This window comes from Mesorhizobium carmichaelinearum (genome assembly GCF_900199455.1).
Classification (GTDB): domain Bacteria; phylum Pseudomonadota; class Alphaproteobacteria; order Rhizobiales; family Rhizobiaceae; genus Mesorhizobium; species Mesorhizobium carmichaelinearum.
Window position 1 is genome coordinate 1 of record NZ_FZQR01000013.1, and the last position, 20,469, is coordinate 20,469.

At 62.6% G+C, this 20,469-nt stretch carries 17 protein-coding genes; 13 read left to right on the plus strand and 4 right to left on the minus strand.

Annotation, left to right across the window (positions count from 1 at the left end; translation table 11 throughout):
- The first annotated feature begins 408 nt into the window (after window positions 1-408).
- Together secB and CKW40_RS26605 are read left to right on the plus strand one after the other, a co-directional pair.
- Window positions 409-912, plus strand: coding sequence for a protein-export chaperone SecB (gene secB, locus CKW40_RS26600; protein ID WP_095202816.1), 504 nt, complete (start codon window positions 409-411; stop codon window positions 910-912).
- A 514-nt stretch (window positions 913-1,426) separates the two neighbouring features.
- On the plus strand, window positions 1,427-3,067 hold the full coding sequence (locus CKW40_RS26605; RefSeq protein WP_095202817.1) for an ABC transporter substrate-binding protein: 1,641 nt from the start codon (window positions 1,427-1,429) through the stop codon (window positions 3,065-3,067).
- A 200-nt stretch (window positions 3,068-3,267) separates the two neighbouring features.
- On the opposite strand, the gene CKW40_RS43915 is transcribed toward CKW40_RS26605, so the two are convergent.
- Window positions 3,268-3,804, minus strand: coding sequence for a hypothetical protein (locus CKW40_RS43915; RefSeq protein ID WP_179298119.1), 537 nt, complete (start codon window positions 3,802-3,804; stop codon window positions 3,268-3,270).
- A gap of 295 nt (window positions 3,805-4,099) precedes the next feature.
- On the opposite strand from CKW40_RS43915, the gene CKW40_RS26615 reads away from it, so the two are divergent.
- The 4 genes from CKW40_RS26615 to CKW40_RS26640 all read left to right on the plus strand — a co-directional run bounded on the left by CKW40_RS26615 (window position 4,100) and on the right by CKW40_RS26640 (window position 9,226).
- Window positions 4,100-5,167 (plus strand): cyclic nucleotide-gated potassium channel, encoded by a 1,068-nt coding sequence (locus CKW40_RS26615; RefSeq protein ID WP_095202818.1) that lies wholly within the window; start codon window positions 4,100-4,102, stop codon window positions 5,165-5,167.
- Between the two features lie 795 nt (window positions 5,168-5,962).
- Window positions 5,963-6,394 carry a Panacea domain-containing protein gene (locus CKW40_RS26625; protein ID WP_095202993.1) on the plus strand — a complete coding sequence of 144 codons (432 nt, stop codon included), beginning with the start codon at window positions 5,963-5,965 and terminating at the stop codon, window positions 6,392-6,394.
- Between the two features lie 662 nt (window positions 6,395-7,056).
- Window positions 7,057-7,713: a tetratricopeptide repeat protein gene (locus CKW40_RS26635; RefSeq protein ID WP_143748374.1), complete on the plus strand. Its 657-nt coding sequence runs from the start codon at window positions 7,057-7,059 to the stop codon at window positions 7,711-7,713.
- 403 nt (window positions 7,714-8,116) lie between these two features.
- Window positions 8,117-9,226 carry a branched-chain amino acid ABC transporter substrate-binding protein gene (locus CKW40_RS26640; protein WP_095202821.1) on the plus strand — a complete coding sequence of 370 codons (1,110 nt, stop codon included), beginning with the start codon at window positions 8,117-8,119 and terminating at the stop codon, window positions 9,224-9,226.
- A gap of 9 nt (window positions 9,227-9,235) precedes the next feature.
- Here CKW40_RS26640 and lepA read toward each other — a convergent pair whose 3' ends face one another.
- On the minus strand, window positions 9,236-11,041 hold the full coding sequence (gene lepA / locus CKW40_RS26645) for a translation elongation factor 4 (RefSeq protein WP_095202822.1): 1,806 nt from the start codon (window positions 11,039-11,041) through the stop codon (window positions 9,236-9,238).
- Window positions 11,042-11,203: 162 nt separating this feature from the next.
- Here lepA and CKW40_RS26650 point away from each other — a divergent pair, with 162 nt between their 5' ends.
- The 6 genes from CKW40_RS26650 (at window position 11,204) to msrA (ending at window position 16,356) form a co-directional block, all read left to right on the plus strand.
- Window positions 11,204-12,283: a TadE/TadG family type IV pilus assembly protein gene (locus CKW40_RS26650; RefSeq protein ID WP_244571295.1), complete on the plus strand. Its 1,080-nt coding sequence runs from the start codon at window positions 11,204-11,206 to the stop codon at window positions 12,281-12,283.
- Window positions 12,284-12,513: 230 nt separating this feature from the next.
- Window positions 12,514-13,641, plus strand: coding sequence for a TadE/TadG family type IV pilus assembly protein (locus CKW40_RS26655; RefSeq protein WP_095202824.1), 1,128 nt, complete (start codon window positions 12,514-12,516; stop codon window positions 13,639-13,641).
- A 198-nt stretch (window positions 13,642-13,839) separates the two neighbouring features.
- Entirely contained in the window at window positions 13,840-14,166 is a 327-nt protein-coding gene (locus tag CKW40_RS26660) for a hypothetical protein (protein ID WP_095202825.1), read from the plus strand.
- A gap of 110 nt (window positions 14,167-14,276) precedes the next feature.
- Entirely contained in the window at window positions 14,277-14,975 is a 699-nt protein-coding gene (locus CKW40_RS26665; RefSeq protein ID WP_095202826.1) for a DUF1223 domain-containing protein, read from the plus strand.
- Window positions 14,976-15,061: 86 nt separating this feature from the next.
- Entirely contained in the window at window positions 15,062-15,361 is a 300-nt protein-coding gene (locus tag CKW40_RS26670) for a hypothetical protein (RefSeq protein WP_095202827.1), read from the plus strand.
- Between the two features lie 266 nt (window positions 15,362-15,627).
- A complete protein-coding gene (gene msrA / locus CKW40_RS26675; RefSeq protein WP_095202828.1) occupies window positions 15,628-16,356 on the plus strand; it encodes a peptide-methionine (S)-S-oxide reductase MsrA in 729 nt (242 codons plus the stop codon).
- A gap of 163 nt (window positions 16,357-16,519) precedes the next feature.
- Here the strand turns inward: msrA and CKW40_RS26680 are convergent, their stop codons facing one another.
- Both CKW40_RS26680 and CKW40_RS26690 read right to left on the minus strand, forming a co-directional pair.
- A complete protein-coding gene (locus CKW40_RS26680) occupies window positions 16,520-17,020 on the minus strand; it encodes a hypothetical protein (protein ID WP_095202829.1) in 501 nt (166 codons plus the stop codon).
- Window positions 17,021-17,347: 327 nt separating this feature from the next.
- Window positions 17,348-17,698, minus strand: a complete 351-nt coding sequence (locus tag CKW40_RS26690) for a DUF4242 domain-containing protein (RefSeq protein ID WP_244571296.1) — start codon at window positions 17,696-17,698, stop codon at window positions 17,348-17,350.
- Between the two features lie 165 nt (window positions 17,699-17,863).
- Between CKW40_RS26690 and CKW40_RS26695 the strand changes: the two genes are divergently transcribed.
- Window positions 17,864-20,452: a helix-turn-helix transcriptional regulator gene (locus CKW40_RS26695; protein WP_095202995.1), complete on the plus strand. Its 2,589-nt coding sequence runs from the start codon at window positions 17,864-17,866 to the stop codon at window positions 20,450-20,452.
- Window positions 20,453-20,469: the final 17 nt, after the last annotated feature.

Genomic DNA, 20,469 nt, shown 5'->3' on the forward strand with positions numbered 1-20,469 from the left:
GCACAAAGCGCACTCATCGTCTCCTCACCCGCAAGGCAATCCACAACAAACCGTAGCCGCTCGTCCATGATGCCAGTCTCTCGCCAAACCATCGCCGGTCCTCCGGCGGACAAGAAAACTGTCACCCTTGCTATCGGTCCATTCTGTTACCTATCTATCCGGTTCGGACAGCTCGACACCTCTCCCCCGATCGACGGGGGAGAGGAAGGGCGCCCTTCCGCAACGGCTGCGGAGGACGGGCAGCCAGATGAGGGGCAGCGCTGACCTCGACGATGATCTCTCCACACCCAACCGCAGCCGACGGAGCCCCAAGGCGGCAAACCTTGTCTTGTCATGCCGGCCATGGTAGCGAACGCCCGATTTCAATTCGGTCAGCAACGCTGCCCAGGGGAAAAGGATATAAGGCTCATGGCCAGCAATGATGACGCGCCGGTCGGCGCTGCCAACGGAAACGGCAACACGGGGGCGCAGCCGTCGCTCAACGTGCTCGCCCAGTATGTGAAGGACCTGTCCTTCGAAAGCCCCGGCGCGCCGAACTCGCTGCGCGGTCGCGACAAGGCGCCCGGCATCGCCATCAACGTCAACGTCAACGCCAACCCGCTCTCCGACAAGCAGTTCGACGTCAATCTGACGCTGAACGCCAAGGCCTCCTTCGACCAGGAAGTGCTGTTCAATGTCGAGCTGGTCTATGGCGGCGTCTTCGCCATTTCGGGCTTCCCGCAGGAGCACATGCTGCCGATCCTGTTCATCGAATGCCCGCGCCTGCTGTTCCCCTTCGCCCGCCAGATCATCGCCGAGGCGACCCGCAATGGCGGCTTCCCGCCGCTGATGCTCGACCCGATCGACTTCGCGCAGATGTTCCAGCAGAAGATCGCCGAAGACCAGGCCGCGTCGAAGGTCCAGGTGAGCTGAGCTATATCTACAGAATGCCTCGAAAAACCCGGCCTTGAGCCGGGTTTTTTGTTGGGGTGCCACCCATCGCTTCGTCATCCTAGGGCGTAGCAAGGAGCGAAGCGACGCGGCGCAGACCCTAGGATCCATGCCGGGACTCCGAGGCGTTGCCACGGTCCAAGTTCTGCTCCGCTGCGCCCTTCGACCAGGGTCGCGGCATGGGTCCTCGGGTCTCCGCGACGGAGCTTCGCTCCTGCTCCGCCCGTGGATGACGAAGTCGCGAGCGGCCGGCCGGGTCCCCGCTGCTTCGCAGCGTCCCGGCGTTCGCTGCCTTTCATCGTGCCACTGGCACGATGAATTCACTTCGTGAACCGGCGCTCCCCCTGCGGAGCACCGCACAACTCCTGCGGATTCCAGAACACTCCCCAACGTCACCCCGCCCTATCATCGCGCCCTCAGGCAAAGGCGTCCCGGCGGTCGCAGCCGCCCCCGCGTTGGCGATTCGTCGGGACGCCCAACAAAAGAGGGAACGACGATGAAATTCATGCTGACCGACCGCAAATTGCACCCGCAAGCCAAGCCCGTCGCGGCCGATTTCAAAACCGGCGCCATCAGCCGCCGCGAATATCTGGCGCTGATGGCCGGCCTCGGCGTCAGCGCCGCCGGCGCCTTGGCGCTGGGCGGCCTCGCCGCGACACTTGCCCGCGCCGCCGAGCCCAAGAAGGGCGGCACCTTGCGCGTCGCCATGAACGTCAAGGGTTTCAAGGACCCGCGCACCTTCGACGGTGTCGAAATGTCCAACGTCGCCCGCCACTGCAACGAATATCTGGTACGCTGGAACACCGATTTCTCGTTCGAGCCCTGGCTGCTCGAAAAATGGGAGATGAGCGACGACGCCAAAACGCTGACGCTGCATGTGCGCAAGGGCATCACCTGGTCGAACGGCGACACCTTCAACGCCGACGATGTCATCCACAACCTCACCCGCTGGTGCGAGGCCGGCGTCGCCGGCAATTCGGTCGCCGCGCGCATGGGCGCGCTGGTCAATGCCGACACCAAGAAAGTGGTCGATGGCGGCATCGAGAAGCTCGACGACTACACCATCAAGCTGAACCTGCCCAAGCCCGACATTTCGCTGATCGCCGGCATGGCCGACTATCCCGCTCTGATCATGCATCGCTCCTATGACGGCGACGGCGACCCCATGAAGGCGCTCGCCATCACCACCGGCCCTTGCGAGCTGGTGAAATGGGACGCCGAGACGGGTGCGGAAGTGAAGCGCAAGGACAAGCCCTGGTGGAAGAGTGAATTCTATTTGGATGGTATCCAGTGGGTCGACTACGGCTCCGATCCCAATGCCATGCTGTCGGCCTTCGAATCCGGCGAGATCGACACCGACCACGAAACCGCCTCCGACGCCGTCTCGCAGACCGACAAGATGGGGCTGAAAAATTCCGAGATCGCCACCGGCTCAACCATCGTTGCCCGCTTCAACATCGGCAACGCGCCCTATGACGATGTCAAGCTGCGCCGGGCCGCGCAGCTCGCCGTAGACAATGCCGCCGTGCTGAAGCTCGGCCTCGACGGCAGGGGCAAACCCGCCGACAACCACCATGTCGGCCCCATGCACCCCGAATATGCCGATATCGGCCCGGCCAAGCGCGATATGGAGGAGGCCAAAAAACTGCTCGCCGCCTCCGGCAAGGCCGACCATGAATATGAGCTGATCTCGGTCGACGTCGAATGGCAGAAGAGCACCGGCGACGCGATTGCCGCGCAGATGCGCGAGGCCGGCCTCAAGATCAAGCGCACCGTGCTGCCCGCCGCCACCTTCTGGAACGACTGGAGCAAATACCCCTTCTCCTGCACCGAATGGCTCGGCCGCCCGCTCGGCGTCCAGGTGCTGGCGCTGGCGTATAAATCCGGCGCCGCCTGGAACGAAAGCGCCTACGCCAGCAAGGAATTCGACGAGTTGCTCGACAAGGCGCTGGCGATGCCTGACGCCACGGCCCGCAAGGAGATCATGGCTGAGATCGAGCAGAATTTGCGCGACTCAGGCATCATCATCCAGCCCTACTGGCGCTCGGTGTACAGGACGTACCGCAAGGGGGTGGAGGGGTGTGAACAGCACCAGGCGCTGGAGCAGCATTTTGAGAAGGTGTGGATTGAGAGTTGATAGACGTCTAGCGAGACGCGTTGAAGTGTCCTAAGCCGAGGTCGGCGCCACCCCCTCACCCGACCTCCGCTTCGCTCCGGCCACCCTCTCCCCGAGGGGAGAGGAGGATTGCCTGCGCCTGCGCCTCCTCTTCTCCCCTCGGGGAGAAGGTGGCCGCGCAGTGGCCGGATGAGGGGGCTTCGTAGAGCGCCAGCCTGGCTTTACCTTGGGTCAGTCCCTACGGCCGCCCGCCCATCCCTCAAAAGCGTCCAGATCCATCCGACAAAAGTCAGCACCAGGAACGGATAGCCTGCCGCCGGCAGCGGCGACGAGGTCGGCAGCAAGGGCGCGCCCCACAGGATCATGCCGGCCGAGACGACAAACAGCAAGGCGGCCACGAGCGCGGTGAGCCGCATCCACAGCGCGAAAGTCTTCGGCGCGCTGACCATGACCAGCCCCGCCGCCCACAGCGAGATGCCACCGACATAGGACGGCACGCTGGCCTCCAGCCCCGCCGCATTGCCTGCCAGAAGCAGGCTCTCGCCGGCGAGGAAGGTCAGGAACCCGGCGGCGACGCAATCATTGCCCAGCCGCTGGTATTTCATGGTGAGCAGCGCAGTGGCCACCACCAGCGCCACGCCGTCGATCGTCCACAGCGTTTCGCGCAGCGGTGCGCTGGCGACGAAGGTGCCGGCGAGGCCGAAGGCGCCGCCGATGGCGAGGCCGATTGCGGCGGCGGTGTCTGACGTGGTGCGCATGTGATGTCTCCCCAAGCTGCCTGAGGATACCGCAGGGCGGTGCCTGATCCAATGCCCGCCGATGGCGAGGCGCTGTTGCCGGTTTGGCGTCCCCGCGCGGCTCCGCTGTCAGCCCGAAATTGACAAGGCAGTGAGGGAGAAAAAAGCCGAGACCACGACAGAGTGGTCCGCGGCGCCCACGGCCGACAAGGTCAGCCTTGCCCGAGAACCGATATTGCTGCATCGCAGCAGGCCCCTTTACGCTTGCCTTGAAGCCATCCTATTTTGGCGGGTCGTAGCCGCTGGTGGGCATGGAATGTCGGTACTGCCTTTCCTGAGAATTTACGCGCCGCTCAACGCGGTGCTGGCTGCGCCTGGGTTGCTGGCGGTGGCTGCGCTCACGATACCGGGCCTGTCCGGACGAAGTACACTGGCTCTGGCTGCCCTGCTCGCCGTCATCTGGGGCGTCTATCTCCTGCAACTGGCCGCGACGCTGCTCAAGCGCCGGGCGGGAGACCTTCGGGACGGGACGCCCAAAATCGCCATCGATGTGCTCGCGGTCTTGGTTCCACTCGCCGCATTTCTGCTCGTCGGCACGCCCGACCGGAGCCTCTACTGTGCAGTCTGGCTGCTGAAACCCCTGCGCGACTCGACTTTCTTCCCGGTGCTGGGCAGGGTCCTGGCCAACGAAGCGCGCAATCTGATCGGCGTCACCACGCTTTTCGGCGTCGTTCTGTTCGCTGTCGCGCTCGCGGCCTATGTCGTCGAGCGCGACATCCAACCGGAAAAGTTCGGCACCATCCCCCAGGCGATGTGGTGGGCGGTGGTCACGCTTTCCACCACCGGCTATGGCGACACTATCCCGCAAAGCTTCGCCGGCCGCGTCCTCGCCGGGGCGGTCATGATGAGTGGGATCGGCATCTTCGGGCTCTGGGCCGGCATTCTTGCCACGGGCTTCTATCAGGAGATCCGTCGCGAGGATTTCGTCCGCAATTGGCAATTGGTCGCCGCCGTGCCGTTGTTTCAGAAGCTCGGCCCGGCCGTGCTGGTCGAGATCGTGCGCGCGCTGAGACCGCGCACGCTGCCGCCGGGCGCCGTGATCTTCCGCAATGGCGAGATCGGTGATCGGATGTTCTTCCTCGTCGAGGGGCGCGTCAGCGTCGCGACGCCGAGCCCGGTCGAGCTTGGCCCCGGCGCCTTCTTCGGCGAGATGGCGCTGATCACCGGGGAACGGCGTTCGGCGACCGTCAGCGCCGCAACCGAGGTCTCACTGCTGTCGCTGCACGCGGCGGATTTCCAGATGCTGTGCAGCAGCAGCCCGGAGATCGCCGAAATCATCCGCAAGACCGCGCTCGAGCGGCGCGGCGCAGCGCCGACGGCTTGATGCCGATGCGGGCAGGTTCAGCGTCGCGCTGGCGGGGCCGGGCTGCCTCCGGCAGGCCCGCCCTGAGCGCGACGCCGCCGACAAAGGAGGGCACTCTGGCCTCCAACCCCGTCCCATTGCCTGATGGCAGCAGGCTCTCGCCGGTCAGGAAGGTCAGGAACCCCGCAGCGGCGCAATCGTTGCCCCGTCTGGTCTTTTATGGTGACCAGCGCGGTGGCGACGACGAGCGATGTGCCGTTGATGGTCTAGCTCGTTTCGAGCAGCGGAGCGCTGGTCACGAAAGTGCGGCCAGGCCGAGGGCGCCGCCGATGGCGATGGCGGGCGATAGTGTCTGAGGTGGTGCGCATTTGATGTCTCCCCAAGCTGAGGAGAGGGAACTTCATGAAAGGGATGTTCTCCAATGGTTGGTGGCACTCCAATTAGGAGATATTGGCCGGCAAGCGTCTTCGACGCCAAATCGCCTCCTGTCGATCCGGTGTCGAGCGTCACCGCTGGAGATCCACGTTCACAATGACGCTGCGCGAAAAAGAACTGGCTACTGATGAACCCCGTCAGACACCAGTTTCGACTGGTTGTTGGGGAGTGTCTCAGTTTGAAATTTGGAACCCATCAGACTGTCAACGGTTCCTTTAGGGTCCGCAGCGCATCCTATCGGCCGTCAGGAGTATGTGGGGCATTTCATTGTGCGCCGAACAAAAGCCCCGTATTGTGCGTATTGCACATTAGGCATAGTGTGCCGATTCGAAGCTCGGGGGAGCTTCTTCGGCTGGAATGCCGAAGAAGGAGCAGACAAAAATGGCCAATGTTTTCGACGTCGCCCAATTCATCCTGGAAGAGATGGGTGACCTGTCGGCCATGAAGTTGCAAAAGCTCGTGTACTATTCTCAAGCTTGGCACACCGTATGGGCCGACCACACCCTCTTCAGAGAAAAAGTCGAGGCTTGGAAGGACGGTCCTGTCTGCCCTGCGTTGTGGCGTGAACACGCTAACGAATTCAAGGTCGCCAAGATCGCACGTGGTGATCCCGAGAAATTGGATAAGCGCGAGCGGCGCACTGTCAAAAACGTACTGAAGTTCTACGGCGGCAAGTCTGCGCAATGGCTCAGCGATCTCACCCACGCGGAAGACCCTTGGCTGGATGCCAGACGAGGGGCGAGGCCGGGTGAGAGGAGCAACGTTGAAATCACGGCGTCTGCGATGCAGCGATACTATGCCTCTTTGACCTGAAATGGCCAAGCCGAAAGTCAAGAAGAAACCGGGGGGCGAATCCGTTCGGATAGGAACGGACCCTGAATCCTACCTAAAGTTGAAGCCGGTTTGGCGATTCAGTGATTTTGATTGGGACGGTCCGTTTGGTCATGAGTCTTGCCTATCGCATATAGCCAATATCAGAAGCCATATTGAGGACCATTTAGCCAACTTCGAATCGATGACGTGGGACGAAATCCTAAAGGCGACAGGTGGGAAGAAATCCGGGAATAACAATCACCACATACCCAGGGACAAGTTCAAGAAAGACGTTCAGAAAAGGCTAGAGACTAGAAACATTCACGCGGACACTCTGTTCTCTCTCAGGCTTGACCAGGGAACACGTATTTACGGTGTCCGTGAACTAAATTGCCTCCGCATCGTGTTCTTCGACCCGCATCACAAAGACCACGGCAAGTGCGCTTACGAGTTCAGCTAGGCTGCTTTTTGTAAGGACCGCGCTTGCCGGGCTTCGGCGCAATGGCGTCCTTCTCCTTCAAACTGAGACACTACCGGTTGTTGTCGTCGCTTGAGCGAAATTCACTTTTATGCGAACGTAAGAAAATTGCTCGCAATTGGCTGGTGTATCATTGTCAAGTTGTAGCTCAGCTCTGTGTCGCCCGGTAGACTTGGCATATCACGTGCGTGCTATTTTTATGGTTCTGGCCATTGTTTTTACTTTGAATAGCGCCGAAGGTGAGAGTGCAACCGCTCCCTCTGAAAGTGCTTGTCTAGCCGCAACGCAGTCTATGTATGACGCTCTTTCGGGAACTTCGATTCGATATTCAGACGCGTTGAATAGTGCAAACTTTGTTGAGCAATGCTCCATTCTTCACGCTGAAACTGGTCGCGGCATTGTGGCCTACTATCAACGTGAGTACAGCGCTGCTGTTCAACACTTCTTAAAAGCCTTCGAATCGCTGCCCACTGCTGAGAGGGGTGATCCACGCAATGATGTTACAAAAAAAAATTTAGCAGATTCGTATTTTGAGGCCGGAGATCCGGAAGCAGCTATTTTGTACTATAACATGATTTCGACGAAAGACGCACTCTGGTCGTATAAGATGTCTTGGGCGAAACTATTACAGGGCGATACGGTGGCCGCCGAAGCTCTTTCTCGGGAAGTGCCGCCTGAATTTAACGAGGATGGGAACATCGTTGGCCGGGCGTTGATGCTGAAGGTAGCAATTATACTTGTTGAGGATTCCAAAACGAATCATAATAAGGAATCGATTAACACCAATGCACGGAGAATGTTTACTGAGGCGTTCCAGAAAGATCCCGCTGTGTGGGGTTGATGTTCTGAGTGGAGGTTACCCCAGCAAGAATGAAAGCTTCGAACTCTTGCGCAAGATAGTTGAAGGCGCCGGCGGCGTCGAAGGGCTTTTAGTGGTAGATAGGAGACCTGAAATGTGGCAGACGATAGCAATATTCGCGTTCGGAGTTCTCTTTTTATCAGTTATTTTGCTTTTAGCTTTCGTTTTTCCTACACCTACTAACTTTCAATATGCGGTCTGTAGGATAGTTTTAGCTTTGGCTAGCGCTGGTGTTGCAACGTTACTTACTGGTTTTCTTAATGTAGACGTCTCAACATTCATAAAGGCCGGTGGTGCGCTTGCGGTTTTCGTAGTTGTTTACTTCAAAACCCCTGCGAATCTTGTGGTCCAACCTAGGGAATAGGAGGATTCGTTGAAACGACTTATGAGGTTATCGTTTCTTGCGACGGTGTGTCTACTGATTCCCGCGACAGCTCGAGCAGACATCCTGATCGGCGTCGCCGGTCCGATCACTGGCCCGAACGCGGCCTTCGGCGCTCAGTTGCAGAAGGGCGCCGAGCAGGCCGCCGCCGACATCAATGCGGCCGGCGGCATCAACGGCCAGCAGATCAAGCTTGAGGTCGGCGACGACGTGTCGGATCCGAAGCAGGGCATCTCAGTCGCCAACAAGTTCGTCGCTGACGGCGTCAAGTATGTCATCGGCCACTTCAACTCCGGCGTCACCATTCCGGCGTCGGAAGTTTATGCGGAGAACGGCATTCTCGTCATCACACCTTCGGCAACCAACCCGCAGCTTACAGAGCGTGGCATGTGGAATACGTTTCGCACCTGCGGGCGCGACGACCAACAGGGCAAGGTTGCCGGCGATTATCTCGCCACAAATGTTCGGGATGCAAAAATAGCCATCATCCATGACAAGACGCCTTACGGTCAGGGCCTCGCCGACGAAACTAAAAAGACGCTCAACGCCGATGGCGTGACCGAAGCCATGTATGAAGGCATCAATGTCGGCGACAAGGACTTCTCAGCCCTCATCGTCAAGATGAAGGAAGCCGGCGTAACCGCCGTCTACTATGGCGGGCTGCATACGGAGGCCGGCCTGCTGGTACGTCAGATGAGGGATCAGGGGTTAAGGGCGGGAATGATATCCGGCAACGGCATCGTGTCGAACGAATTGGCCTCGATTGCTGGTGACGCGCTTACTAGTGTGCTGACGACGTTCGCTGCCGATCCTCGCAAGAACCCGAACGCCAAGGAGCTCGTAGAGAAGTTCCGCGCCGCCGGTTTCGAGCCTGAATCCTATACGCTCTATTCCTATGCCGCCCTGCAGATCGTTGCCGCCGCCGCGGCCAAGGTAGGCTCGTCAGACGACGCGCAGAAGGTTGCAGCAGAGATCAAGGCGGGTGGCCCATGGAACGCGATCGGCGATATTAGCTACGACATGAAGGGCGACGTCACCCGCTCCGACTACCTGCTCTATCAATGGGACCAAGGGAAAGGGTGGACCGAGTGCTGCGGACGACCTTGGCCATAACAAGGCAATTTAATCACCCATCTTCAGCGCCTGAATAAACGCCTCTTGCGGGATATCCACCTTGCCGAACTGGCGCATCCGCTTCTTGCCTTCTTTCTGCTTGTCCAGCAGCTTGCGTTTGCGCGAGACGTCGCCGCCGTAGCACTTCGCGGTCACGTCCTTGCGCAGCGCCGAGATGGTTTCGCGCGCGATGACCTTGCCGCCGATCGCGGCCTGGATCGGGATCTTGAAGAGGTGGTGCGGGATCAGCTCCTTCAGCTTCTCGCACATCTGCCGGCCGCGCTTTTCCGCCGCCGTGCGGTGCACCAGCATCGACAGCGCGTCGACCGGCTCCTCATTGACCAGGATCGACATCTTCACCAGATCGCCCTCGCGATAGTCGGTCAGGTGATAGTCGAACGAGGCATAGCCCTTTGAGATCGACTTCAGCCGATCATAAAAGTCGAAGACGACTTCGTTGAGCGGCAGGTCGTAGGTCAGCATGGCGCGTTTGCCGACATAGGACAGGTCGGCCTGGATGCCGCGCCGGTCCTGGCAGAGTTTTAGAATGCCGCCGAGATAGTCGTCGGGGGTCAGGATGGTGGCACGGATCCATGGCTCTTCGATCGCCGAGATCTTCACCACGTCGGGCATGTCGGCCGGATTGTGCAACTCCTTCACCGAGCCGTCATTGAGCAACAGCCGGTAGACGACGCTCGGTGCGGTGGCGATCAGGTCGAGGTTGAACTCGCGCTCCAGCCGCTCCTGGATGATTTCCAGATGCAGCAAGCCGAGGAAGCCGCAGCGATAGCCGAAGCCGAGCGCGGCACTGGTTTCCATCTCATAAGAGAAAGAAGCGTCGTTGAGGCGCAGTTTGCCGACGGCGGCGCGCAGATCCTCGAAATCGGCGGCGTCGACCGGGAACAGGCCGCAGAACACCACCGGCTGCGCCGGCTTGAAGCCGGGCAGGGCATGCGCGGTGGCGCGCTTGTCCTCGGTGATGGTGTCGCCGACGCGTGTGTCGGCCACTTCCTTGATCGAGCCGGTGAAGAAGCCGAACTCGCCGGGGCCGAGCTCGTCGACATTGATGCGGGCGGGCGTGAACACGCCGGTGCGCTCGACCAGATATTTGGCGCCCGTGCCCATCATGCGGATGGTCTGGCCCTTTTTCAGCACGCCGTCGATGATGCGCACCAGCACGATGACGCCGAGATAGGCGTCGTACCAGCTGTCGACCAGCATGGCCTTCAGCGGCGCTGTCGCATCGCCCTCGCGCGGCGGCGGCAATTGGTGGACGATGGCTTCCAGGACATCCGGAATGCCAAGGCCGGTCTTGGCCGAGATCAGCACGGCGTTGGAAGCATCGATGCCGATCACTTCCTCGACCTGCTCGCGGATGCGCTCGGGTTCGGCGGCCGGCAGGTCGACCTTGTTCAGCACCACGACGATCTCGTGGTTGTTGTCGATCGCCTGGTAGACATTGGCCAGCGTCTGCGCCTCGACGCCCTGGCTGGCGTCGACCACCAGCAGCGAGCCCTCGCAGGCGGCCAGCGAACGCGACACTTCATAGGCGAAGTCGACATGGCCGGGCGTGTCGATGAGATTGAGGATATAGTCCTCGCCATTGTTGGCGCGGTATTTCAGCCGCACCGTCTGCGCCTTGATGGTGATGCCGCGCTCGCGCTCGATATCCATCGAGTCCAGCACCTGCTCCTTCATGTCGCGCAGCTCCAGCCCGCCGGTGGACTGGATCAGCCGGTCGGCAAGCGTGGATTTGCCATGGTCGATATGGGCGACGATGGAGAAATTGCGGATGTGGTCGAGGGGCGTGCTCATCCGCGCGCTTTAGCAGGGGCGGAAAGCTGCGGCAAGCGGCGGCATTTGGCGACCCTTTCGGCCGGATCGCCGGAATATCGATAAATTTTAACCAAACGCGTTAGAGCATAATTTGCGACCTGTGTGTTAGCCCTGCAAGATATTCTATTGAAAGGACAGGAAATGCGGGGGGTTGTAGTCAGGTTCCTGGGGTCGCGCCGCGGCTCGATGATGCCATTGTTCTTTCTCACCCTGCTGCCGATTATATCCGCGGTCGGCTTTTCGGTCGACTATACCAGCGCGATCCAAACCCGGTCCAACCAGCAGCAGGCGCTGGATGCCGCGCTGCTGTCGATCACCACCATGGACACCACCTCGACGCTGGCGCAGCGCCAGACGGCGCTGCAGGATTCCTTCATCGCCAATGGTGGCCAGGGCACTGCGACGCTGAACAATTTTGTGGCTGGTACCACCACCGCCGCCGCCACCGGCCAGGCCTCGGCAACTTTCTCCATGCCGACCATTTTCATGAAGATCGCCAGGATCGACACCGTGCCGGTTGCCGTCGCGTCGGCGGTCAGCAAGCCGCCGGCGCTGGTCAATGCGAGCTTCAAGATCTCCAAGGTGTCGGGCTGGTGGAACAAGACGATGACGCTCTACGGCACGCAATTCGGAGCGACGACGGCCAAGCCGCTGATGTCCATCGACTATATCTATAACGGCTTCGGGGATCCGAAGGGCTACGGCACCACGAATGTGTATACGATCACCAACAATGGTGGCGCCGACATCAAGACGCTCGTCCAGTCGCAGGTTTGCACGACCACCAAGGTGAACAATTTCAACAATCTCCCCGCCGGTGCGATCACGCAGACCAGCGGCAGCACCAAATATGTGACAACCTGCGTCGACACCATGTATCCGGCCAACAGCGCCGGCGCGGCGATCGATGTCAGCCAGATGGGTGGCCTCTCTCTGCAGATGTACGTGCCATCGGGCAATCCGCAATACCTCACATCGGACGATGCAAGCACCTCCAACCGGCTCTATAGCGGGGTGGACGCGAACACCCTGATCGAGACCGCGACCGGAACGAAGGTCGACATCTTCGCCATCGTGCCTTGTGGCGTCACCAGCTATCAAGCCTGGGAAGACGGTGGCACAACGGTGCCGACTCCGTCCTCAAATGCCGACTTTTTCTACAACGTCACCGGCAAGTGCGACTTCAACAAGCGGCCCTCGGACACAGCGCTGACGCAGTAAGGCTGGAACTGCCGATCGCCCCCCTCGTCGCAGGGCAATCGCCTTATGGCGATTTTGCGTCGCGCGGTCGAGCGGCCCGCTTGCGGCGCAAGGGCTGCCCCGGCGGTCACAAAGCGGTGAACACCGGCCCGGCGGTGGCAGATGCTTAAACTTTGATCGATCCCATTAGACCTTGATTTGCCGGCTGCGTGGTATCTGCGCGCTCGCTAATGTCTGTTGGGGGTAGAGAAATGCTGAAAGTTGCAGGCGGGTTCGCCCGTTCGCGCAGTGGCTCGATGATGCCGCTGTTCTTCCTGAGCCTGGTGCCGTTGATCACCGTCGTCGGCTTCTCGGTCGACTATACCGATGCCGTCCAGACCCGCTCCGACATGCAGTCGGCGCTGGATGCAGCGACGCTGGCCATCACCACGCTGCCGGCGACCACGACGACGGCCGCCCGCCAGCAGGCGCTGCAGGACAATTTCACCGCCAACAGTGGCCAGGGCACGGCGACGCTGGTGAGCTTCAACGTCGCCGCCGACGGCACCGTCACCGCCACGACCTCGGCCAGCTTCGCCATGCCGACCGATTTCATGACCATTGCCCGGATCAACACCGTGCCGGTCGCCGTAACCTCCGCCGTCAACAAGGCGCCGGGCCTGGTGCAGGCGACCTTCAAGATCGACAAGGTGTCGGGTTACTGGAACAAGACGATGACGCTTTACGGCACGAACTTCACCGCGACGACGGCGCAAAAACTCATGACGGCCAGCTACGTCTACGCGCCCTACACCTATTCATACAAGGTGGGGGGCAGGTCCTATTCCATGACGGAACCGAAGGGCTACGGCACGACGACGATATCGCTTGTCAATGGTTCGACGTCGACGGTGGTCCAGACGCAGACATGCTCCACCGCCGGCTCAACGTCCGCTTTCACCAACGCGCCGTCGGGCGCGATACTGAGCGCCGGGCAGTACGACAGCAACAGCGGCAAGACGATCTATTTCCAGACCACATGCGCCACCACCAACATTCCGGCCACCGGTTCCGGCGCCGTCGTCGACGTCAGCCAGATGGGCCAGCTCTATCTGCAGATGGATGTGCCCTCGGGCAACCCGACCGTGCTGAAGTCGAACGACCCGGCCACCTCGGACCGGCTGTACATCGGCACGAGCGCAACGGTCATGCCCGAGGTCGCGCTCGGCCAGATCGTCGACATCTTCTCCGCGGTGCCTTGCGGCGCGACGGGTTACCAGGCCTGGGAAGACGGCGGCAACCCGGTACCGGCCGATGTCAGCAACGCCGACTTCTTCTACAACGTCACCGGCAAATGCGACTTCAACCAGCGCCCCTCGCTGACGGCGCTGACGCAGTAGGGCGCTGCTAATCTCCCCCCTCGAGGGGGAGATGTCGCCGAAGGCGACAGAGGGGGTCGGCACGACCGGACGCCAACCTTCAAATGCCGCAAAAGGCCGCGCCCAGTCGGACCGACCCCCTCTGGCCTGCCGGCCATCTCCCCCTCAAGGGGGGAGATCGGCTATCATGACGGACATCAGCCCCTGGAGAAGAATCCGATGTCCGACCCCGTGACACGCGTGTCCATCTTGCGCTGCGACGCCACGAAGTTTGCGCTGTTGCGAGAGATGATGCTGGAGGCCGAGGCGGCGCTGCGGCCCGGCATCGAGGCCATGCCGGGATTGCTCCTCTTCTACGCCGGCGCCGACGAGGCGACATTGTCGCTGATCAACACCAGTGTGTGGGACACGCTGGAGCACGCCAGGCAACTCGATACCTTCCAGCCCATGCTGGACGCGGGAAAGCGATTTGTCGCTGCAGGCGCAAGGTTTGAGCGGCCGATCATGCACTACACCGCGCTATGGCGGTTTGGGCCGCTCGCGTAGGCTTGGCGGCCATGATCACAAACCGGTGAGCGCTGTAACGAAGCGGCAAATGGCAGCGAAGTGGGGGAATGACCGGCGCATCTCAGCGCCGTCCCACACGGAGCCAGCCGATGTCGAGAGCCAGAACATTCGCCGCATTGTCCAGCCTGGGCGCCCTTGCGCTCGCCGCGTCGCTCGGCGCCGCTGCCGCGCAGCCGCTCAGCGTCGTCGAGCTGTTCACCAGCCAGGGCTGCTCCTCCTGCCCGCCGGCCAACGCCAATCTCATCAAGGTCAAGGACCAGCCCGGCGTGCTGGCGCTGTCCTTCAACGTCACCTACTGGGACTATCTCGGCTGGAAGGACACGTTCGGCAAACAGGAATTCACCCAGCGCCAGGTGTCCTACGAACCGCCGCTCGGCCATGACGGGCCGTTCACGCCGCAAGTCGTGGTCAACGGCCATGCAGACGTCGTCGGCGCCGCACCCGGCGAGATCGAGCATCTGATTTCCGCAACGGGCAAGACCGGCGGCCCCTCGCTGTCGCTCGAGGGCGGCAAGGTCGCGATCGGCGCCGGCGCCGCCCCGGGCGGCAAGGCCGACGTCTGGCTGGTGCGCTATGCCAAGGGCGTCGTGCAGGTGCCGGTGGCGCGCGGCGAAAACACCGGCCGCACCCTGCCGCATGCCAATGTCGTGCATGCGCTGACAAAACTCGGCAGCTGGACCGGCGACGCCACCGCCTATGCGCTGCCTGCCACGCCCGGTGACTTCAGCACCGCCGTGCTGGTGCAATCGCCAGGCGGCGGACCGATCCTCGCTGCCGCGACCAACTGATTTTCTTTCCCTTCGCGCGGGGCCGCATGCAGCGGCAACGCATCACCCGGCCCGCTTCCGCGCGCCAAAACCCAAGGAGACTCTTGATGACCAAGTACCTGACCCTGCCGGCGCTCGCCTTCGCGCTTTCGGCCGCCGTTTTCGTCGCCGGCGCCCGTGCCGACGACGCGACCAACGCCATGAAGCCCGCCAATGCGATGGCGACCGACGCCATGAAACCGGCCACGGATGCCATGAAACCGGCGGATGCCATGAAGCCCGCGACCGACGCGATGAAGCCTGCCGACCCGATGGCCACCAATGCGATGAAGCCAGCGGCCGACGCCATGAAGCCGGCGGCTGACGCGATGAAGCCGGCGGCGGATGCGATGAAGCCTGCGCAGTAAAACCAGGCTGGACGGCCCCTCACCCAGCCTCCGCTTCGCTCGGCTGACCGTTCCGGGGCGAGCCGCTTGTCTCGCCCGTCCTTCGGACCCCCGGCGGGGAGAGGAGATCGTCCGCGCCGGCGTCAATCTCTTCTCCCCTTGGGGAGAAGGTGGCCCGAAGGGCCGGATGAGGGGGAGCGCCGCCGACAGGAGCTGCCGCACGGCAAATTGAGAACTGCTTCTCGGCTTGCGTCGTATATATTGGAACAACAACAGGAGATCAGAACATGACCGGTATCGAAAAGACACGGCCGTTCTTTACCCGCGGCGCGCTGGCCGTACTCGGTTTTGCAGCGGTGGCGGCGGCGGCCTTCTGGCAGACCCCGGCGCGCTCGGCCGAGGACGCGGTGGTGATCCCGCCGCCGGCAATGGACGAGAAAGCGGCGAGCGGCACGGAGAAAGCAATCTTCGCCGGCGGCTGCTTCTGGGGCGTGCAGGGCGTGTTCCAGCACGTCAAGGGCGTCAGCAAGGCCGTCTCCGGCTACACCGGCGGCGCCAAGGATGACGCCGTCTACGAGACCGTCGGCACCGGCCGCACCGGCCATGCCGAATCCGTCGAGATCACCTACGATCCCTCGAAGGTGACCTACGGCCAGCTGCTGCAGGTCTATTTCTCGGTCGCCCACAATCCGACGCAGCTGAACTACCAGGGACCGGACTCCGGCACCCAGTACCGCTCGACGATCTTTGCCGAAAACGACGCGCAGCAGAAGATTGCGCAGAGCTACATCGACCAGCTCGACAAGGCCAAGCTCTATCCGGCGCCGATCGTCACCACGATCGAGACCGGCAAGACCTTCTATCCGGCCGAGAACTACCACCAGGACTTTCTGACGCTGAACCCGACCTATCCCTACATCGTCTACAACGACCTGCCCAAGGTGGCCAACCTGAAGCAGCTGTTCCCGACGCTGTACAGCGACAAGCCGGTGCTGGTGCTGTCGGCGAGCAACTGAGTGCGTATCTCCCCCCTTGAGGGGGAGATGTCGCCGAAGGCGACAGAGGGGGTCGGTGCGACCGGGTGCTAACCTCCTCTCTGTTGCAAGGAAGTCGCATCCGGTCGAACCGACCCCCTCTGGCCTGCCGGCCATCTCCCCCTCGAGGGGGGAGATAACGCGCCTACATGGCCTTCATCGCGTCGCATGACACATCGGGATTCATGTCGGCGAAGGTGCCGGTCGGGTTCTTCTTCCAGGCCCAGACATGCAACTCATAGAAGGCGCCCAGGCCATAACGGTTGGGCGTGCTGTTGAAGTTGAACAGCTGTCCTTCGAGCGAGGCCGGGCCTTTCGAGGTGATGTATTCGACGGCCACCAACTTCTGTGTACCGTCCGCCATCGGCTCGTACATCACGGCCTCCGGCTTCGCGAGATCAATCGCGTCATCCTTCAGGTAGGCCGCGTTGACATAGTGGATGCCCATGGCGCCGCCGGTGATGCCGCTGGCGCAAGGGATCGGCGCATAGCCTTCGGCGGTGGCCATCGCCACATTCTCGAAACGGCTGTTGGCTGCCCGCACCTTCTCATCCAGCCTGCCCGTATCATGGGCATTCGCCGCCGTGGCCGCGATCGACAGGATCGACAGGTTGATGAGGTGCTTGGTCCACAGATGGATGTTCATTTTCTCTCCTCGTTGTTGAAAGTGCGCGGGAGCAGCCGCTCCCGCTGCGAAGTCGATGGCTGTCAGTGGTACCGGGTGAAATCCCAGTAGTGCGGCAGCTCCTCGAGCTCCGCCAAGCCGATGTCGCGTCTCAGATAGTCGTCCTGCGGAGGCAACCGACGCCGACACTTGCGCAATGGTGCGAACAGCAGCGAGGCAAGCCGCCGGAGAATCCGGCCCAGTAACGGGCCTCGTCGGACTGGTCTCGAACCCGCCAACACCGCGCTGGACGCGTTGTCAGGCAAGCGGCCATCGCCGCGAAGGGCAGTTGGATGGTCATTGTCGGGATCAACGGTAAAAGTAAGGGTCAAGGACCCGCACCTCCGTGATCTTGTCGACCGGCAGGGCGTTTTTCTGGGCCGTGCTGCGGATCGCTTCCGGTGAGGGCGCATCGTAGATGCAGAAGCTCTGCTTCTTGTCGGGCGACACGAAGGATTGCACCCAGGTCACGCCCTTCTCCGCATTGCGCATGATGACACCACCCAGCGCATCGGCGCCGGCATCGTTCATCGGCACGCTGAGGCCGTTGGGAAATGTGCGTTCAACCACATAGCGAGGCATATCAAGTTCCCTTTTCCATTGTTTCACGCTCGATTTGAGCGCGGCTGGACATTGATCATGCTCGCCGACGGCGTGCATCGGAGCCTTTCCCTATGTTTTGTGGGAAGATTCCCTATAGTGGCGGCGTTATGTGTGAAGTCGCACCGGAATATGTGGAGGGTCGCATTTCCGGTCATGGTCCCGGACGCTGGTGGCGGATGTCTGGGGAACCGCCGAAACACAATCCCTGTTGAGCGTATGACGATGCTTCTGGAACGGCAGACACAGCTGGAGCAGTTGGGCGGATTTCTCTCGCAGGCCGCGCGAGGCTGCGGCCATGTCGCGGCGCTGTCTGGCGAGGCGGGCGCCGGCAAATCGGCGCTTGTCGAGGCGTTCGCCGGCTCAGTTGCCGATGGCGCGCGCATCTTCCGCAGCGCCTGCGAGGATCTGTCGATCCCCGATCCGCTCGGGCCGCTCTACGATCTCGCCCGCGAGGCGCAATGGGCAATGCCGCAGGCGGTCGCCGCGCGCCGGGGAGAACGGCTGCCGCTGTTTTCCGACGCGCTCGACGTCTTCGAGACAAGGACCCAGCCGACTCTGCTGGTCATCGAGGACCTGCACTGGGCCGATGACGCGACGCTCGACTTCGTCCGCTTTCTCGGCCGGCGCATCGCCAACACCCACATCCTTGTGCTGCTGACGGCGCGCACCGACCGCAGCGAGGGCCAGATGCGTGTGCGCCGGGCGCTGGGTGAAATCCCGGCCGGCAATGTCGCGCGCATCGACGTGCCGCTGCTCAGCGAAGCGGCGGTGCTGTCGCTCGCCGCCGGCGCCGGCCGCGATGGCGATGCCATCTACCGGGCGACCGCCGGCAACGCCTTTTTCGTCACCGAACTGTTGAGCGCCGAAAATGAAACGGCGCTGCCGGCCAGCGTGCGCGATGCGGTGCTGGCGCGCGCCGAGCGCCTGTCGGCCGGCGCCCGCGCAATGCTCGACGCGGTGTCGGTGTTTCCCAGACGCGCCGACGCCTGGGCCTTGACCGGCCTGTGCGGCGTGGCCAGCGCCGGCCAGCTTGCCGAATGCGTCGCCAATGGGTTGCTCGACGATCTCGGCGATGCCTATGCCTTCCGCCACGAGATCGCCCGCCGCGCCATCGAGGCGATGCTGACCACCAGCCACCGGCGGGAGTTCAACCAGCGCGCTCTGTCCGCGCTGCTCGAAAGGGGTGACATTGCCACCGCGCGGCTCGTCCATCACGCGGTGGAGGCGCACAATCTGGAGACGGTGCGCGAACTGGCGCCGGTCGCCGCCCGCGAGGCCTCCCGTGTCGGCGCCCATCGCGACGCCGCCGGCTACTACGAGGTTGCCTTGCGCCAGGCCGACAGCTTGCCTGAAGAGGAGCGCGCCGGGCTTTACGAGCAATACGCCTTCGAGTGCCATCTGATCGGCCGCATCGACGAGGCGATCAAGGCGCAGCAGCAGGCGCGGGCGCTACATCAGGCCCTGGGCAATGTGCTGAAGGAGGGCGACAGCCTGCGCTGCCTGTCGCGCTTCGCCTATCTGATGGGCGACCGCCACGCCGCCGATCTGTTCGGCGCCCAAGCGGTGGCGCTGCTCGAGACGGCGCCGGCCGGGCCGGAACTGGCCATGGCCTATTCCAATCTCTCGCAGCTGGCGATGCTGGCCGAACGGCTCGACGAAACCTTGTCGCTGGGCGCCAGGGCAATCGAGCTCGCCGAAGCGGCGAACCGGCCGGACATTGTCTGCCACGCGCTCAACAATGTCGGCGCCGCCGAGCAGTGGCTGGACCTGGACAGCGGGCGGCTGCATCTCGCCCGCAGCCTGGAAATCGCGTTGGCGCAAAACTTTCAGGAACACGCCGCGCGTGCCTTCACCAACTGCGCCTGCAGCGGCATGAACCAGCTGGAATATTCCGAGGCCCAGTCCTTCCTCGATCGCGGCATCGACTATTGCGTCGAGAACGACCTCGCGACCTGGCGCGATTACATGCGCGGCGTGCGGGCGCAATTGCTGCTGCGCCATGGCCGGTGGGACGAAGCCGGCGCCGAGGCGCTCGAAGTCCTCACCGGCACTCATGCCGCCGCCCTCGTGCGCTATCCCGCCCTCGTGGCGCTGTCGCGGCTAAGGGTCCGCCGCGGCGACCCCTCGGCCGAGCCGCTGCTGGCCGAGATGAAGCAATTCCTGGAAAAGGGCGCCGAGTTGCAGCGCCTGTTGGCCTACGCGGCCGTGATCGCCGAGCAGGCCTGGCTCGGGGAAGCGGACAAGGACGAGGCGCTGCGGCTGATCAGCCTTGCCGAGAGCCTGTCGCCGACGCGGGCGGTCTTCGCCGAGCTGGCCGGCTGGCGGCAAATGCTGGAACCCGATGTCGACCCGGGCGACATTGCCGGCATGGCCGCGCCCTACCGGATGCTGCTGGCCGATGACTGGCGGGGGGCGGCGGACGCCTGGGCGGATCTGGACGCGCCGTACGAACGCGCGCTGGCGCTCGCCCAGGGTGATGAGGCCGCGCAGCGGACGGCGCTGGAGGTATTCGAGGCGCTCGGCGCCCGGCCGGTCGCAAGCCATGTGCGCGACACCATGCGGCAGAACGGCGTCATTCACATCGCCCGGGGGCCGCGCCGCACCACCCGCGCCAACAGCGCCGGTCTCACCCAGCGCCAGATGGAAGTGCTGCAGCTGATCGAGCGCGGCCTGTCCAACAAGCGCATCGCCGAACATCTCGCCATTTCGCCCAAGACGGTCGATCACCATGTCTCGGCGGTGCTGGGGAAGCTCGACGCCGTTTCGCGCGGCGAGGCCACGGCGGCAGCGCGCGATAGCGGACTGATCTGAGGCGGTTACAGGCCGGA

Excerpts from the sequence above, each read along its gene's own strand:
- secB (WP_095202816.1), top strand. The coding sequence starts at position 409 with ATGGCCAGCAATGATGACGCGCCGGTCGGCGCTGCCAACGGAAACGGC.
- CKW40_RS26605 (WP_095202817.1), top strand. The coding sequence starts at position 1,427 with ATGAAATTCATGCTGACCGACCGCAAATTGCACCCGCAAGCCAAGCCC.
- CKW40_RS43915 (WP_179298119.1), bottom strand. The coding sequence starts at position 3,804 with ATGCGCACCACGTCAGACACCGCCGCCGCAATCGGCCTCGCCATCGGC.
- CKW40_RS26615 (WP_095202818.1), top strand. The coding sequence starts at position 4,100 with ATGTCGGTACTGCCTTTCCTGAGAATTTACGCGCCGCTCAACGCGGTG.
- CKW40_RS26625 (WP_095202993.1), top strand. The coding sequence starts at position 5,963 with ATGGCCAATGTTTTCGACGTCGCCCAATTCATCCTGGAAGAGATGGGT.
- CKW40_RS26640 (WP_095202821.1), top strand. The coding sequence starts at position 8,117 with ATGAGGTTATCGTTTCTTGCGACGGTGTGTCTACTGATTCCCGCGACA.
- lepA (WP_095202822.1), bottom strand. The coding sequence starts at position 11,041 with ATGAGCACGCCCCTCGACCACATCCGCAATTTCTCCATCGTCGCCCAT.
- CKW40_RS26650 (WP_244571295.1), top strand. The coding sequence starts at position 11,204 with ATGCGGGGGGTTGTAGTCAGGTTCCTGGGGTCGCGCCGCGGCTCGATG.
- CKW40_RS26655 (WP_095202824.1), top strand. The coding sequence starts at position 12,514 with ATGCTGAAAGTTGCAGGCGGGTTCGCCCGTTCGCGCAGTGGCTCGATG.
- CKW40_RS26660 (WP_095202825.1), top strand. The coding sequence starts at position 13,840 with ATGTCCGACCCCGTGACACGCGTGTCCATCTTGCGCTGCGACGCCACG.
- CKW40_RS26665 (WP_095202826.1), top strand. The coding sequence starts at position 14,277 with ATGTCGAGAGCCAGAACATTCGCCGCATTGTCCAGCCTGGGCGCCCTT.
- CKW40_RS26670 (WP_095202827.1), top strand. The coding sequence starts at position 15,062 with ATGACCAAGTACCTGACCCTGCCGGCGCTCGCCTTCGCGCTTTCGGCC.
- msrA (WP_095202828.1), top strand. The coding sequence starts at position 15,628 with ATGACCGGTATCGAAAAGACACGGCCGTTCTTTACCCGCGGCGCGCTG.
- CKW40_RS26680 (WP_095202829.1), bottom strand. The coding sequence starts at position 17,020 with ATGAACATCCATCTGTGGACCAAGCACCTCATCAACCTGTCGATCCTG.
- CKW40_RS26690 (WP_244571296.1), bottom strand. The coding sequence starts at position 17,698 with ATGCACGCCGTCGGCGAGCATGATCAATGTCCAGCCGCGCTCAAATCG.
- CKW40_RS26695 (WP_095202995.1), top strand. The coding sequence starts at position 17,864 with ATGCTTCTGGAACGGCAGACACAGCTGGAGCAGTTGGGCGGATTTCTC.